This window comes from Pseudomonas sp. W2Jun17 (assembly GCF_023127795.1).
GTDB lineage: Bacteria > Pseudomonadota > Gammaproteobacteria > Pseudomonadales > Pseudomonadaceae > Aquipseudomonas > Aquipseudomonas synxantha_A.
In genome coordinates this window covers 1-15,793 of sequence record NZ_SPKO01000018.1, presented here as the reverse complement: position 1 = coordinate 15,793, position 15,793 = coordinate 1, and the positions used below count along the sequence as shown (strand labels likewise).

Below are 15,793 nucleotides of genomic sequence, written 5' to 3'. Positions count from 1 at the left end.
ACTGGCGCAGCACTTGTCGCACCTTAGTTGCAGATCGAAAAGGCCGCCACTGTAAAACCTGACAGGTATAGACGAGCCAATGCCTAGGTGAACACGATCTCGTAGGGTTCGCGCATACGCTCAAGCAACACTTGGGCGAGCATGGGCGGTAAGCCGATCTGTGGGTCGCCGACCAATTGGCTGGCATAGGCATGGGCGGCGTGCAGTTTGCGCGCCACGCTCCAGGTGTCCAGGCGCACCTTGCGTGCGCGTTGCCAGGGAATCACCGCACCCTCGCGTGCCGGCCAATGCCAGGCCCAGATCGCCAGTTCATACAGTCGCGCGCCCACCAGGCTACAAGCTTTTGCACTCGCCCGACCGACTGCATCGTGGTCGTCATTACCGTCATTGCGCCAGGTGGTAAACACCACGTCTCCAGGTTGCAAGTAGCGCGCAATGAACTGGCTCATCGGCTGCTCGTGGGCAGCTAGCGCGTCGTCGCAAAAACCACCGCGAATCCATTTGAGGCTGTGCAACGGCATACCGAGGCGGCGCAAGGCCTCGGCGCTTTCCTGGGGGCGCACCACGCTCAAGCGCCTGGCCGGCCACACCTGGGAGCCTGGATGGCTGGCGCTGCCATCGGTAATGGAGATCAATTTCAGCGGATGCTCGCGCGTGCTGAGCAGTTGCAGCAAACCGCCGCACGCCAGGACTTCATCGCCAGGGTGGGGCGCTATCACCACAACCCGGGCACCGGGCGGCACCAGGGTAGCCAGTGCGATGCAGGGGATTTGCGCCAACTGCGGCGCGCTGTTCCAGATTTGCGCGGGGCCGCGACGGCCTTCGCTTGAGGAGGCAGGCTTCATGGGGTGTCACGTCCTTGTCGGTGGGTAATGCTCTTGACTTCAGCGCAGGCTCCGCTGCGGTGAGTGCACGGCATTCCAATCCTGGGATGCTATGCAAGGCACTCTCAGCATAGACAAGGATGTGTCACAGGTTTGTCGTTTTTTTACGAAACCATCATCAGGCTTTTCAGGTAATCGCCGAAACCGCCCTGGGCGCGGCAATCCAGGCGTGCGCTGGTGACCACTTGCGGCGCATGGCTCCAGGCAATGGAAGCACCGCAACGTTCCAGTTCGCGCACCAATTGCACATCCTCGTGGCATGCCAGCGGTTCAAAGCCGCCGGCCTGCACATAGGCACTGGCACTCACGCCCAGGTTGGCGCCATGGATGTGCCGATGGCCATCACGCGCCTGGTAAGCCTGGTGATAACGAATCTGCGCCGCGGGGTCAAACCCCTCACTCCAGGCGTCCACGGTCACGGTGCCACACACCGCATCACAGCCCAGGGCCAGTTGAGCCACCAACCAGTCGGGGGCCACGCGGCTGTCGGCGTCGGTACAGGAAATCCAGCGCGCACCCTGGTTCAACAAGTGCCGTGCGCCGACGCCTCGGGCTCGCCCTACGTTGCGTGCCTGCACCTGGACACTTTGCACATCATGCGCCTGGGCGATCGCTGCACTGGCATCGCTGCAACTGTCGAGCACTACCAGGATCTGCACCGTTTCCCCGTGCAACCCCGGATGGTTGGCGGCGATCTGCGCAGCCCTCAGGCAGTCATCCAGCAGCGCTTCTTCGTTGTGCACCGGAATCAAGATGCCGATCATCGCAACCCCTCATGGCGCGCGACCGAGGTGCCATCGCGGCTCCACAAATCGAGCAGAAAATCCTTGTCATGGTGCTGTACCAGCGGTGGCATACCCAGTCGGTGCTGGAGCAGGGCGTGCACCTGTTCGGCGGTTTGCGGGCAACCGTCAATGGGCGGGCGCCAGTGGCAGGCCAGGAGTTGGCCGTTATCGGTCAAGGCCGCCAGGGCGTGATCGATCAGACGATTCAGATCATTTACATCAAGGTAGTAACAAAGCTCGCTCAACACGATCAGTTCGAACTGACCCGCGGGCCATTCCTGGGGCAGCCGGCGCTGTTCTACATGAGCATGAGCAAACGCGGTCAGGCGCGTCTGTGCCAGTTGCACGGCGGCGCTAGCGGTGTCGCAGCACAGCAGGCGCTCACAACGGGTCGCCAGTTCGGCGCTCAGCTCGCCGTTGGCACAACCAGGCTCGAAGATCGAGGCATAGCGCGGTCGGGTCAGCACGGCCAGGGTCAGTGCGCGCTTGCGTTGTTCGTACCAACGCTGACGAAACGCCCAGGGGTCGTCGTTACCAGCAAACAGTTGATCAAAGTACGGGGTGGCCACACTCATACAAACACCACTTCAAAAGGTTGCAGCAAGCGTTCCACTACGTAGGGTGCCAGCACCGGCGGCAGGCCGACCTGCGGGTCGCCCTCCAACTGGCTGGCGAACGCGTGGATCGCGTGGCGTTTGCGTGCCACTTGCTCGGGCGTCAATGCAATCTTGCGCGCCCGATGCCAGGGCACCCGGTGGTCTTCGGCAGTCGCCCAGTGCCAGGTCCACACCGGCAGTTCGCACAGGGTGGCGCCGACAGCCTGGGCCGCTTTGGCGCTGGCACGGCCCACCGCTTCGTGGTCGCAATGGCCATCCTCGCGCCAGGTGGCGAACACGATGTCGGTGGGTTTGAGGTGACGCTGGATGAACTCGCACAGTTGGGCTTCGCGCTCGGCCACCTTGCTGTCGGTAAAGCCGCCGCGCAGCCATTTCAAACTGTGCAACGGCAGGCCCAGGCGGTGCAGGGCCTGGGCCGACTCCTGCGGGCGCACCACACCCAGGCGTGCCACCGGCCAGCGTTTGGAGCCGGGATGGCTGGCGCTGCCGTCGGTGACGGAGATCAACAGGATTGGGCGCTCCAATACGGCCAGACCTTGCAGCAGGCCACCGCTGCCGAGCACTTCATCGTCCGGGTGCGGTGCGATGATCACCGCGCGGTGCCCCTGCGGTACCAACTGCGCGGCGCTGATGTGCGGCAACTCGGCCAGCCGTGCCGAGGTTTGCCAATGATTGAGTGGGGTGCCCTGGCCGACAATCGGATTGGGTTTCATAACTGCCACCGTCCCGAGTCGTCGCCGGTGACCAGTTCGCCGAGGGCAGCCAGGTCGCGTTCGGCATGACTTTGCCGCACATACACCGGCAAATCTGCCATCAACCGGGCAAAGTGCGGGTCTTTGCAGTAGGGGCCGGCGCCTACCGCATGGCCGACATGACGCATGACCTGCTCGACGGTGTCTTCAATACATGCGCGTGTCTGTTGGGCCAGTTGCCTGGCATCGGCGCGAGGCTCGCGGTCTATCTGCTCGGCGCTGGCGCGTAGTACGCAAGCGGCGCTGTTCAGTGCGCTGTCAACCGCCCCCAAATGGGCCAGCGCATGAGGCTCCGAGCGTTGCGCACAGTGAGTGCGCAGCGCTTCGCCCAGGCGTTGCGCGCCGCCATACCAGCACGCGGCGATACCGACTCCGCCCTGCCAGAAACCGGGGCGCGACAGGTAATCACCCGGCCCGCCCACCGCGATACCCCTGGCCGCGTTGAACAGAACGTCAACGCTACCGGTGGCAGCCATGCCTACCGCATTCCAACCCTCGTCCGACACCGTGACGCCGGGTTGATCCATCGCCACGGCCACCAGCTGCTGCCGATCATCCTCGTCCCAGGCAGTCAGCAAGCCGTGGCTGACCACCGCCGCGCCGGAACACCAGGCTTTGCGTCCTTCGACGATCAGCCACTGACCGTCGCGCCGTACACGCACCTTGGCTGTGGGTGGTTCGGCCGCCCACATGCCCCACGTACTGCCAAGCGGCGGCGCGGGGCTGTCGAGTTCGGCCATGATCGCCAGCGCGTCGGTATGACCTTCGAACAACTTGCACAGGCGCAAGTCATGGCCGGCCACCTGGGCCAGCCGACTGAAGCGGGCCAGGGTTTCGCCGCTGCCCGGCAGCGGCAGTTGATCGAGGCCTTCTTCCTGAAGTGCCTTCAGTGCCGTACCCAGGGCGTACGTATCCGCGTAGCCCCGGTAGCCCTGAAGGAAACTGTGCAACGCCATCTCACACCTCGTCTTCACGCTGCAGTTCAAACAACAGCAGTGAGCGGCCGGTCACGGCGTACTCATGCTCAAAGTCAAAACGCTCCTGGCCGCGTATCGCCGGCTCATTGGTATCGAGCATGCACGTCCAGAACTCACCCTCCGGTACCGGCGGCAGGCGGAAATTGACCATGTCATGGTGGGCATTGACCACCAGCAACAGCGTAGCATCGGCACCCGCCCGGCGGATCCCGGTTTCCTGGGCGCGGCCATCCATCAACATGCCCAGGCAGCGACCCTGGCTGTCTTCCCATTGCTCGGTGTTCATTTCGTTGCCATCGGGCGCCAGCCAGGTGACGTCTTTTACGCCGATGTCTTCGTTGTAGTCGCCGACCAGGAAGCGTCCACGACGCAGAATCGGGTAGGCCAGGCGCAGCTTGATCAAGCGCTTGACGAACTTGAGCAGGGCCTTGCCGTCATCGTCCAGGTCCCAGTTGACCCAACCGATTTCGCTGTCCTGGCAGTAGGCATTGTTGTTGCCGTGCTGGGTGCGGGCGAACTCGTCACCGGCGACGATCATCGGAGTGCCCTGGGCCAGCAGCAGGGTGGCGAAGAAGTTGCGCATCTGGCGCAGGCGCAGTGCGTTGATCTCAGGGTCGTCGGTCGGGCCTTCGACACCGTGGTTCCACGACAGGTTGTTATTGCTGCCGTCCTGGTTGTTTTCGTCGTTGGCCTCGTTGTGCTTGTCGTTGTACGAGACCAGGTCGTGCAAGGTAAAACCGTCGTGAGCGGTGATGAAGTTCACCGAGCTGTAAGGCCGGCGCCCACGATGGTTGAACATCTCGCCCGAGGCGGTCATGCGCCCGGCAAAATCCGCCAGTTGGCCGTCGTCGCCTTTCCAGAACGCACGCACGGTGTCGCGGAAGCGGTCGTTCCATTCCACCCAGCCTGGCGGGAAGTTGCCCACCTGGTAGCCGCCGGGGCCGCAGTCCCAGGGTTCGGCAATCATTTTCAACTGGCGCAGCACTGGATCCTGGCGGCAGGCGACCAGGAAGCTGTGGCGTTCGTCGAACCCGTCGCGGTAGCGGCCCAGAATGGTTGCCAAGTCGAAGCGGAAACCGTCCACATGCATCTCGGTGGCCCAGTAACGCAGGGAGTCGGTGACCATTTGCAGCACGCAAGGGTGGCTCAGGTCCAGGGTGTTGCCGGTACCGGAGTCGTTGATGTAGAAGCGCTTGTCGTCGGGCATCAGGCGGTAGTAAGAGGCGTTGTCGATGCCGCGCATGGACAGGGTCGGGCCGCGCTCGTTGCCTTCGGCGGTGTGGTTGTAGACCACGTCCAGAATCACTTCCAGCTTCTGCTCATGCAGGTGCGCGACCATTTCCTTGAACTCGGCGATCTTGCCGCTGGCCAGGTAGCGCGGGTCGGGGGCGAAGAAGGCAATGCTGTTGTAGCCCCAGTAGTTGGTCATGCCTTTTTCCAGCAAGTGCTGGTCGTTGACGAAGGCGTGCACCGGCAGCAGCTCGACCGAAGAGACGCCCAACTGGCGGATATGTTTGAGCACGTCGTCTTCCATCAAGCCGGCGCAGGTGCCGCGCACGGACTCGCCCACCGAAGGGTGGCGCATGCTGATGCCGCGCAGATGGGTTTCATAGATGATCGTGCGGTCCCAAGGCACCCGTACGGGTTGATCGTTGCCCCAGGTGTGTGCCGGGTCGATAACCTTGCACTTGGGCACGAAGGGTGCGCTGTCGCGCTCATCGAAGCTGAGGTCGTCATCCGGGTGGCCGATGGTGTAGCCGAACAGCGCCTCCGACCATTTGAGTTCGCCCACCAGTTGCTTGGCGTAGGGGTCGATCAGCAGCTTGTTGTGGTTGAAGCGATGACCATTGGCCGGGTCGTACGCGCCGTACACGCGGTAGCCGTAGATCAGCCCGGGGTGGGCGTCGGGCAGGTAACCGTGGAAGATCTCGTCGGTGTATTCGGGCAGTTCGATGCGCTCCAGCTCGACTTCGCCGGTGTCATCGAACAGGCACAACTCCACTTTGGTGGCGTTGGCCGAAAACAGTGCAAAGTTGACGCCCAGGCCATCCCAGGTGGCGCCGAGCGGGAAGGGCAAACCTTCACGAATCCGCGACGGTTCATGATCCGGCGTCGCTGTGGTGTTCTCGGGTCTGCTCATGGTGTTGCTCCTGCAAGGGGTCTTTTCTCGGGCCGAACGCGGCCGTGCTGACGGTGTTTCAGCAAAGGACATGGACGAAAAAGGGCCTGCAGCCTGGGATAACGGCTGCAGGCCCGAGAAATCATGGGGCGGGTGGTTTTGGCTTCTTCGGGGCGGTCGGTTTCTTCGCCGCGGGCTTGGCGGCTACCGGATTGGGTTTGGCGGCCGCCTTGGGCGCGGTTTTCGGCTTGGCGGCAGGCTTGGGCTTGCTGGGCGTCAGCGCCTCGGCTTCGGCCAGTTTGCGCGCCATCTCCCAGTGGCGATCGTGCGCACCGTCCGGCTTGCCTTCAGACTCCCAGATCTGATGCGCCAGTTCGCGAATACGTTTGTCTTCTTTACTCATCACAAACTCCTCACAGAAAATGTTCAGCTTTCTTGATTATCAGGATTGATAAAGACATTGACCGGGAGATCCCCCAGGGCAGCGCTGATCAACAGCTCCTTGTTGGGTGTGACTGCGCCTGTTTGAAAAAGTCCCTTCCAGTTTTGTGTTGTGGTGGCGAACGGTAATTTCACCCGGGTATCGCCCCACACCTGCGAATTGATGTGGGGAAATACACCGTTTTCCAGCAACGGATAAGGCCAGCGCGGCACCACCACCAACAGCTGTTGGCCCTGGTGCTCACGGTAAAACGCAACCACGCGCTCCGCGTGCCGACCCACCACTTCGAGCGGCGTATAGCTGCCTTTGCGAAACAGCTCGGGACAGGCTCTGCGCGCGTTCAGCACCTGGGCGATCAACGCTTGTTTGATACGCCCATCGCGCCAGTTGAACAACAGCTCACCGATGTCGGGTGGGGTATCCAGGGCACGCTGGCGCGCATCGAAATCCACCGGGCGTCGGTTGTCCGGATCCACCAGGCTGAAGTCCCAGAACTCGTCGCCCTGGTACACATCCGGTACACCCGGCACGGTGAGGTGAAGCAAAGTTTGCGCCAGGCTGTTCAGAGCGCCGGAGGGGGCGATGGCTTGAGCGGCGCTGTCGAGCGCATCGCGCAGCGCTTGGCCGGCTTCGCTGAGCAGTAGACGCTTGAGGAAGCGCTCGACACCCTGCTCATAGGCTTCGTTGGGCGCGCTCCAGCTGCTTTGTAACTTGGCTTCGCGCAGGGCTTTCTGTTGCCATTGCCAGAGCCGTTGCTGGTAAGCCTCAAAGTCCGGGTTGTGCTCCAGCGGCCAACTGCCGAGCAGCACCTGATACAGGATCAGCTCATCACCCGCCGAGGGGCTGTCGGTGCCCTCGCGCAAAGGCGCGGCGAGGTTGCGCCAGTGTTCGACCTGTTCGGCATACCAGGGCGCGCACTCGCTGAGCACCGCCAGGCGTGCGCGGGTGTCTTCGCCGCGCTTGTGGTCATGGGTGGCGGTGGCCAGCAGATTGTTCGGGAAGGTAGCGAGGCGCTGTTGATTGGCCTGGTGAAAATCTGCCAACGGCGCACTGAATTGTTCGGTACTGAAGCCCACGTCGTTACGCGACAGCAATACGGCCGAGCGATAGAACGCGGTGTCTTCCACGGCCTTTGCTGCGGCGGGTGATGTCAGCTGCTGGAAGCGCACGCAGGCATGTTTGAGGATCTTGCGCTCACGGCCCACCGGGCGATTGCGCCAAGGCTGGCCGCCCAACCATTTTTCCAGGTGCTCAAGCACCGGCCAGTCGCCTTCGTTAAGGGTACTGCGCGCACCGTCCATGGCCTGCTGGAACACTTTGTCGTCGGCGGTGCTGCGGCCCCTGGCACTGATGTAGGTGCGGTACACCGGGAAATGCACAATCAGCTCCTGCAAGGCCCGACGGATCGCACCCAGGGTCAGGTCGCGGGTCATCACATCATCGCGGGCCACTTGCAGCAGGGCCTGGGCCACGCTTTCGAAGTCGCCGCCCAACGAGCCATTGAGGATTTGCTGGCGCGCCAAGCGGGCTTCGTCGATAAACGCCGAGGGCCGTTCGCTGTGGCGCGTCCACAGGTCGGCCAGCGGAGCAAAACCGTCAGGATGGTGTTGCAGCAACGACAGTTGATTCATGAATTCGTAGCCAGTGGTGCCGTCCACTTGCCAGTCTTCGCGCAGGGTTTCGCCTTCGCCGAGGATCTTCTCCACGAAGATCGGCAAATGGCGCTGTGGCGACAGCGCGTCCACGCGGCGGCGCAGTTTGCGGCAATAACCACGTGGGTCGGCCAGGCCGTCGATATGGTCGATGCGCAGGCCATCGATCAAGCCCGCGCCGATCAGCTCGAAAATCTTGCCGTGGGTGGCTTCGAACACTGCCGTGCGCTCCACGCGCAGGCCGCCCAGTTCATTGACGTCGAAGAAGCGCCGCCAGTTGATGTCGTCTGCGGCGGTGCGCCAACTGGCCAGGCGGTAGGTCTGTTGCTCAAGCAGATGATGCAAGCGCTCGAAACCCTCAGGCTGGCGACCATCGAAAGCGGCCAGCCGTTGCTTGATGGCCGGTAAGACTTCGGTGGCGCGTTCGGTCAGCGCCTGCTTGAGCCTAGCGGCTTCGGTGTAGGCATCGTCGTGATAGGCGAGGGCGGCGAAACGCTCGGCCAGCGGTTTGAGCACCTCATCGCCGCCCAGGATCAAGGCGTAGTCCCGTGGGCAGATCGGGAAGCGATGCTCGTAATGCTCGGCGTAGAAGCTGCCGTGAGCGGCGTCGAACTTGAGCGTCAACGCTCCGCTCTGCAAGGCTTCGCCGTAATCGCTGCCCAGGAACGGCATCAGCAATTGGCCTTTGAGCAACGGGTCGGGCGAGTGCCACTGGATGTCGAAAAACTCGCTGTAGGGGCTCAAGCGCCCCCATTCCAGCAGGTCCAGCCACCAGGGGTTATCCGCGCCACCCACGGCCATGTGATTGGAAACGATATCCAGGATCAGGCCCATGTTGTGTTCACGCAGGGTGGCGACCAGGCGACGCAATGCTGCCTCGCCACCCAACTCCGGGTTGACGCGAGTGGGGTCGACCACATCGTAGCCATGCATGGAGCCGGCGCGGGCGCTCAGGAGCGGCGAGGCATACAGGTGGCTGATGCCCAGTCGGGCAAAATACGGCACCAGCGGCACCGCATCATCGAGGGTAAAGCCTTTATGAAATTGCAGGCGCTGGGTGGCGCGCAGGGGCAGTACGTTCATCGGTCACGCTCATAGGCTTGGTTGCGCGCCACGGCCAACAGTTCGAGGCGGCGCGCAGCACTGTCGTGGTCGAGCAGGCTGGCGGCCTCGCCTGGCAAGCGTCGGCGCCAGTTGGGGTGGGTATCGAGGGTGCCGGGCAGGTTGGCTTGCTCTTCGATGCCCAGCGCGTCCTCCAGCGGCAGCAATACCAGTGGCGCACGGGTGTGGCCGAGGTAGCGCACGCTGGCGTCGATCACGTGATCGGTGTCGTTGCGGATCTCATCGACAAAGTTCTGCGGGTCCTGGCTCAAGGCCTGACGCAGTGCATGACGTTCGCGCAGACGGTGTTCGCTCCATTGCTCCACGGTGGGAGGGTCGATCAGGTCGAGCTGGATATTCCACTCGATATCACGGCTGTGCCACCAGCCATTGAGGGTGGGCAGGTCGTGGGTGCTGGTGGTGGCCAAGGCGTTGTCGGGCCAGTCAAGAATCGGCGTGAACCGGCCTTCGTGGTCCTGTTCGAACAGCAATACGCGCATACCCAGAATCGAGCGGGCGCTGAGCTTTTCACGCAGGCCCTCGGGCACCGTACCCAGGTCTTCACCGAGGACGATGGCCTGGTGGCGGTGCGATTCCAGCGCCAGCAAACGCAGCAGGTCGTCCACGGGGTAATACAAGTAGGCGCCTTCGCGGGGCGAGGCACCCAGGGGGATGACCCACAGGCGTTGCAGGCCCATCACATGATCGATGCGCAAGCCACCGGCATGGGCGAAGTTGGCCCGCAGCATTTCGATAAACGCACGGAAGCCATTGCGCTTGAGACCTTCCGGGGAGAAGGCGGAGATGCCCCAACCCTGGCCTGCACGGTTGAGAATATCCGGCGGTGCGCCAACCGTGAGGTCGGCCAGCAGTTCATCCTGGCGACTCCATGCCTGGCTGCCGCCACCGTCGGCACCCACCGCCAGGTCGGCAATCAGGCCGATGCCCATGCCGCTGCCACGGGCGGCCTGTTGCGCGCGCGCCAGGCTGCGGGCGATCAACCATTGGGTGAAGGCAAAGTAGCCGATCTCATCGCGGTTTTCTTCAGCAAACTGCGCCAGCGCCGGGCTCTGCGGCGTGCGCCAGTCTTCGGGCCAGTGGCGCCAGTCGAGCTCTTCGCCGGCGGCGGCACGTTGCGCTTGCACGGCTTCGAAGCGGCAGTGGTTTTCCAGGGCCTCGCCGCCGGCCTGGCGGAAGCTCTGGAAGTCGGCATGTTGCGGATGTGCGCCGTGGCGGAAGTCCTCATACAGCGCACGCAGCAGGCGTTGCTTGGCCTTGGCGGCGGTGGGCCAGTCGATCAGCGTGAGTTGCTCCAAATCCCGCAGTTCGTCGGTCAGGCCGACGGCCTCGGTAGCGTCGCGCACTTCACGCTCGCCAAGGATGCAGGCGGGCGAGGCGTACAGGCTGTTGAGAAACAGGCGGCTGGACGGTGAATAAGGGCTGAAACGTTCGGTGTCGGCGCTGAACATTGCGTGCATGGGGCTGATCGCCACCGCGTCGGCACCGCGCTCGGCCGCCGAGCGCACCAGATGCTCCAGGGCCAGGGTGTCCCCGAAGCCACCATCGCCGCGGCGACGCAAGGCATACAGCTGGGCGCTCAAGCCCCAGGCGCGAGCGGGGCGGCTGTCCACCGCGTCGGCCACGCTGTAGCAGTGGCTGGGCGCAACGGCCAGGGTGAAGGTTTGCCCATCGATATGCACCTGGTGGTAGCCGAGGGCAATCACCCCGGGCAGCACCGCATTGCCGTCCAGGCGCAGCTCCAGGGTTTCACCACCTTCCAGGCTGACGCGACACGGGGTGTCCGGGGCGAAGTAGCGCGCCAGGTCCAGGCTTGCGCCGCTGTCGATGGTGATCAAGGGCGGCAGGTGCGTGTCTTGTTGCACCTGCTCCAGTTCCTGCAGGCTGGCGTCGATCTCGGCGTCGGTATCGGCCGGGTGCCCCAGCCCTTTGAGAACGGCGCGCAAGGCTTCGGGCTGCACGTGTTGCGGGCGACCGTTGGCATCGATCCAATCGACGGCCAGGCCCGCGCGACTGGCGAGTAGTTCCAGGTTCGCTTCGCTCAAAAGTGTTCTCCGGCAGGTGATAAGCAAACGCGTGCGCTCAACGGTGGTAACTGCGTACCTTGCTGGGCAGGCGTCTGGAAAATGATGGGGTGTGGCGCGGGGTGATCCAGAGGCTGTTCACTCAGGTTCAGGTCGATTTGCAACAGGCTGCCGTTGCCCAGGCGCCAACGCGCCGTGACAGCTCCTTCGGCCATCACCTGCGCGCCCAAGGCTACAGTGCCCGGCAAGTGCGGCACTAGGTGTTGGTGACGCAGGCTCAATAGCTGACGATAGAGCTGGGTGTGCTCGTTCTCGACGAAAGAGGGTGCCGATTGCACAAAGGTTTCCAGTGCATTGGGATCGGGAATACGTTCGCGTTGTTCGGGGTCGTGAAACGCCGCGAAATCGGCGAACTCGTTGCGCCGGCCTTCGCGCACCGCCTCGGCCAGTTCGCCGTGATGGTCGGTGAAAAACAGAAAGGGTTCGGCCGCATTCACCTCATCGCCCATGAACATCAGCGGAATCATCGGGCTGAGCAGCAATAGAGCCGTCGACGCGTTCAGCGCCTGGGGAGAACACAGTTGGTGCAGGCGTTCGCCCAGGGCGCGGTTGCCGATCTGGTCGTGGTTCTGCAAAAACGCCACGAAAGCGCTGGGCGGCAGATCTGCACTGGGTTCGCCGCGTGCATGGCCGTGGCGGGTAGTTTCGCCCTGATATATAAAGCCCTCGCCCAGGCAACGCGCCAGCTTGGCGGTGGGCTGTTCGGCGAAATCGCTGTAATAGGCGTCGGTTTCACCGGTCAGCAGCACGTGCAGCACGTTATGAAAGTCATCATTCCACTGGGCGTTGAAATCTTCCTTCAGCAGGCTGGCCTGGTTCAGCTCGTTCTCCAGCACCAGCCAGACGTGCCGGTCGTCGTGCACCTGCTGACGCACGCGGTGCGCCAGCTCCTGCAAGAACCCGGGATTATCGATGGCGTGTACCGCATCCAGGCGCAGGCCGTCGAAGCGGTATTCGAGCAGCCACATCAGCGCGTTATCAAGGAAGAAATCCCGCACCTCACGGCGTTCGAAATCGATACCGGCGCCCCAGGGGGTATGCACGTCCTCCTGGAAGAACCCCTTGGCGTACTGGCCCAGGTAATTGCCATCGGGCCCGAAGTGGTTGTAGACCACATCGAGCATCACCGCCAAACCATGGGCATGGGCCGTGTCGATCAAGTGCTTGAGCTGTTCGGGCGTACCGTAGGCGGCGTGCGGTGCGTAGGGCAGCACGCCGTCATAGCCCCAGTTGCGTTCACCGGGGAATTGCGCCAGTGGCATCAACTCGATCGCAGTGATTCCCAGCTCAGCCAGGCGTGGCAGGTGTTTCTCGATTTCGGCGTAGCCACCCATGGCGCCCACATGCAGTTCGTAGATCACCGCGGTGTGCCAGGGGCGACCTTGCCACTGGGTATTGCGCCATGGGTAAGCGTTGGGGTCGACCACTTGGCTCCAACCGTGCACGTCCTGGGCCTGGGCCCTGGAAGCGGGGTCGGGAACCGCCTTTTCCCCATCGATGTTAAAGCGGTAGAGCGTGCCGGCAGGGCAGGCTGCTTCGACTTCGAACCAGCCATCCGCCTGGGGCAGCAGGGTGATGGATTTACCGTGTTGCAATTCAACGCTGACATAAAAAGCGTCTGGCGCCCACAAGGCAAAACGCGTGTGTTGCGCGTCCAGCATGATTGCGCCGTGGGGCCAGGTGTCCAGAGTCCGTAACGGCATCTATGAAGACCTCCCGGGTTGGTTCAAGTGGCTATTTGGTTGGTTTCCCCAAGGCCTTGGCCACCAGTTGTTCGTAGAGCTCGGCGTAGGGTTCAACCGCCTGGCACCAGTTGAACGGTTGTGTCATGGCGCGGCTGCGCATGGCGTTGAGCAGGCCGGGGAAGGCGAATACCTTGAAGGCACGGCGCAGGGCTTCTTCGTAGCTTTGCACCGTCGATTCATTGAACAGGAAGCCGGTGACGCCATCTTCAATGGTGTCCGCCAGGCCACCGGTATTACGCGCCACCGGCAACGAACCAAAGCGTTGCGCGTACATCTGGCTCAGGCCGCAAGGTTCATAGCGCGAAGGCATCAACAGGAAGTCGCTGCCGGCAAACATGCGACGGGCATCGGTCTCGTTGAAGCCGATGCGCACACCCACCTGGCCCGGGAAGCGCAGCGCCAATTCGCGCATGGCCTGTTCCTCTTCGGGTTCGCCACGGCCGATGATCGCGATCTGGCCACCGTTTTCGACGATAAAGCCGGCGACCGCTTCAGTCAGGTCCAGACCCTTCTGATAAACCAGGCGTGACACCACGGCGAACAGCGGGCCGTTGGACGCGTGCAGTCCAAACAGCTCGCGCACATGGGCGGCGTTTATCGCCTTGCCTTCCCAGTCGCCGATATTGAAATTGTGGGTCAAGTGCGTATCGGTAGACGTTTCCCAGCTTTCGTCGATGCCGTTGGGAATCCCGCTGAGCAGACCTTGTTGAGTCTTGCTGGCAAGAAAGCCATCCAGGCCACAGCCGAATTCCGGCGTGGTGATTTCCTGGGCGTAGGTGGCGCTCACGGTGGTGATGTGGCTGGAATACGCCATGCCCGCCTTGAGGAACGACATCTTGCCGTAGAACTCCATGCCTTCCTGTTGCAGGGCGTGGGGTGGGATGCCTAGTTCGGGCGTCGACGCCAGGCTCACCACACCCTGATAGGCCAGGTTATGAATGGTGAACAGTGTTGGCGTGCGTGACCCACGCCAGTGCATGTACGCCGGCGCAAGGCCCGCGGGCCAGTCATGGGCGTGCACCAGGTCGGGGCACCAATGGATCTGTGCCAGGTTGGCGGCCATGTCGGCGGCGGCCAGGCCCAGGCGGGCGAAGCGAATATGGTTATCCGGCCAGTCGCGGCCGTTATTGGCGCCGTACGGCGTGCCTTCACGCTCATACAGTTCGGGGCAGATCAGCACATAGATGACCAGGCCGTCCGCCAGGTCCATACGCCCGATCTTACACGGCGGCAGCGCCGCGTGGCCGCCCAGCTCACCGACGATATGAATCGGATTGTCGCTTTCCATCACTTGCGGGTACCCGGGGATCAGCACCCGCACATCGTGCAAATGCGCCATGGCGCGGGGCAGGGCGGCGGACACATCGCCCAGGCCACCGGTTTTCACCAGGTCGGCGAACTCGGAAGTGACGAACAAGACTTTCTTTCGATTCGGATTCTGACTCACGATCGGCCGCACAGTGTTGGGCAGGTCGACCAAAGACGTTGGCCCCCCTACCGGCTGACTAAAACGCTCTCCCTGAGTATCTACTGCGGCACTGATCATAATGCACTCCCATTTGTTGGTTCGCTAATGGCCCGCTGCCATCAGCTCCAAGTGGCCGCATCCTGCGGCCAGGCACACCAGCGCTATACAAGCTGGCAAGGCGTATGCCAGTTGCAACGTCGGCTGAAAAAGATTGGATGAACGGGCATTCGGCGTGAAACGCTCGTGCACGTCCTTACCTAAAACTTGACCTGAGGCGGAGTTGGAAAGTTTAGATTTTTTGCGGGGTTTTTGTTTTGGAACGGACCCATCGGTCATGAGTCTAGGCCAGATCCCAGAGCCTGCAGGGTTTAGCGCGGTTTTTTGTAGGACAAAATAAATCTAACGATATGCAGCGTGTTCTCTGTAGGAGCGAGCTTGCTCGCGAAAGACTCACAGACGCCGCGTTTATTCAAGAAACATGCTTTATCGTTGACGATTTTCGCGAGCAAGCTCGCTCCTACAGGAAGGCAGGGCCGCACCTTTTTGATGCGTCAGCCCAGCACGCGGATGGGCACGCCATCGGCCCAGGCCTGAATGTCTTCAATCATCTGTTGATAGAACTGCCGGTAATTGTGCTCACTCACATACCCCACGTGTGGCGTGGCCAGCACATTGGGCAAGCGGCGAAATGGATGATCAGTCGGCAGCGGTTCCTGGGCATACACATCCAGCGCCGCCCCGGCCAGGCGGCCACTGCTCAATGCCTGCACCAGCGCCTGCTCATCCACAATCGGCCCGCGCGCGGTGTTCACCAGGTGCGCCGTGGGCTTCATCCACGCCAGAGCCTGGGCATCCACCAGCCCACGGCTGCGCTCACTGAGCACCAGATGGATGGTGAGGATATCCGCCTGTTCAAACAACTCGCGCTTGCTGACCCATGTCACGCCTGCTTCAGCCGCCCGTTGCGGCGTGAGGTTTTCGCTCCAGGCGATCACCCGCATACCGAATGCCTGGGCGAACGTTGCGACTTTCTGGCCGATACTGCCCAGGCCGAGCACGCCCAGGGTCTTGCCATGCAGGTCACCGCCCAGGCCCATCTGCCATCCGCCTGCGCGCAGCGAGTTGGCTTCGGCCAGCAGATTGCGCGTA

At 62.6% G+C, this 15,793-nt stretch carries 12 protein-coding genes; all 12 read right to left on the bottom strand.

The window, feature by feature from the left end; all coding sequences use genetic code 11:
* Window positions 1-83: 83 nt before the first annotated feature.
* A complete protein-coding gene (locus tag E4O98_RS11850) occupies window positions 84-845 on the bottom strand; it encodes a PIG-L family deacetylase (RefSeq protein ID WP_032880929.1) in 762 nt (253 codons plus the stop codon).
* 143 nt (window positions 846-988) lie between these two features.
* Window positions 989-1,648, bottom strand: a complete 660-nt coding sequence (locus tag E4O98_RS11845) for a glycosyltransferase (protein WP_032880931.1) — start codon at window positions 1,646-1,648, stop codon at window positions 989-991.
* Complete coding sequence (locus E4O98_RS11840; RefSeq protein ID WP_228308417.1) at window positions 1,645-2,244, bottom strand: SAM-dependent methyltransferase; 600 nt, start codon at window positions 2,242-2,244, stop codon at window positions 1,645-1,647. The genes E4O98_RS11845 and E4O98_RS11840 overlap by 4 nt, the downstream gene beginning before the upstream one ends.
* Window positions 2,241-2,999 carry a PIG-L family deacetylase gene (locus E4O98_RS11835; protein ID WP_032880935.1) on the bottom strand — a complete coding sequence of 253 codons (759 nt, stop codon included), beginning with the start codon at window positions 2,997-2,999 and terminating at the stop codon, window positions 2,241-2,243. The genes E4O98_RS11840 and E4O98_RS11835 overlap by 4 nt, the downstream gene beginning before the upstream one ends.
* The gene (locus E4O98_RS11830) at window positions 2,996-3,994 is read right to left on the bottom strand and encodes an acyl-CoA dehydrogenase family protein (protein ID WP_248135150.1); all 999 of its coding nucleotides are present in this window, start codon (window positions 3,992-3,994) and stop codon (window positions 2,996-2,998) included. Before E4O98_RS11830 ends, E4O98_RS11835 begins: the two co-directional genes overlap by 4 nt.
* A gap of 1 nt (window position 3,995) precedes the next feature.
* Window positions 3,996-6,155 carry a glycogen debranching protein GlgX gene (gene glgX, locus E4O98_RS11825; protein ID WP_148853963.1) on the bottom strand — a complete coding sequence of 720 codons (2,160 nt, stop codon included), beginning with the start codon at window positions 6,153-6,155 and terminating at the stop codon, window positions 3,996-3,998.
* Window positions 6,156-6,276: 121 nt separating this feature from the next.
* Entirely contained in the window at window positions 6,277-6,537 is a 261-nt protein-coding gene (locus E4O98_RS11820; protein ID WP_005788027.1) for a DUF2934 domain-containing protein, read from the bottom strand.
* A gap of 23 nt (window positions 6,538-6,560) precedes the next feature.
* A complete protein-coding gene (locus E4O98_RS11815) occupies window positions 6,561-9,311 on the bottom strand; it encodes a malto-oligosyltrehalose synthase (protein ID WP_248135147.1) in 2,751 nt (916 codons plus the stop codon).
* Window positions 9,308-11,392 carry a 4-alpha-glucanotransferase gene (malQ, locus tag E4O98_RS11810; RefSeq protein ID WP_148853965.1) on the bottom strand — a complete coding sequence of 695 codons (2,085 nt, stop codon included), beginning with the start codon at window positions 11,390-11,392 and terminating at the stop codon, window positions 9,308-9,310. Before malQ ends, E4O98_RS11815 begins: the two co-directional genes overlap by 4 nt.
* Window positions 11,389-13,134 carry a malto-oligosyltrehalose trehalohydrolase gene (gene treZ / locus E4O98_RS11805; RefSeq protein ID WP_248135144.1) on the bottom strand — a complete coding sequence of 582 codons (1,746 nt, stop codon included), beginning with the start codon at window positions 13,132-13,134 and terminating at the stop codon, window positions 11,389-11,391. The genes malQ and treZ overlap by 4 nt, the downstream gene beginning before the upstream one ends.
* A gap of 31 nt (window positions 13,135-13,165) precedes the next feature.
* Entirely contained in the window at window positions 13,166-14,722 is a 1,557-nt protein-coding gene (gene glgA, locus E4O98_RS11800; protein ID WP_005788034.1) for a glycogen synthase GlgA, read from the bottom strand.
* Window positions 14,723-15,195: 473 nt separating this feature from the next.
* Window positions 15,196-15,793: D-2-hydroxyacid dehydrogenase family protein (locus E4O98_RS11795; RefSeq protein WP_248135141.1), on the bottom strand; the 598-nt coding region annotated here is incomplete at its 5' end.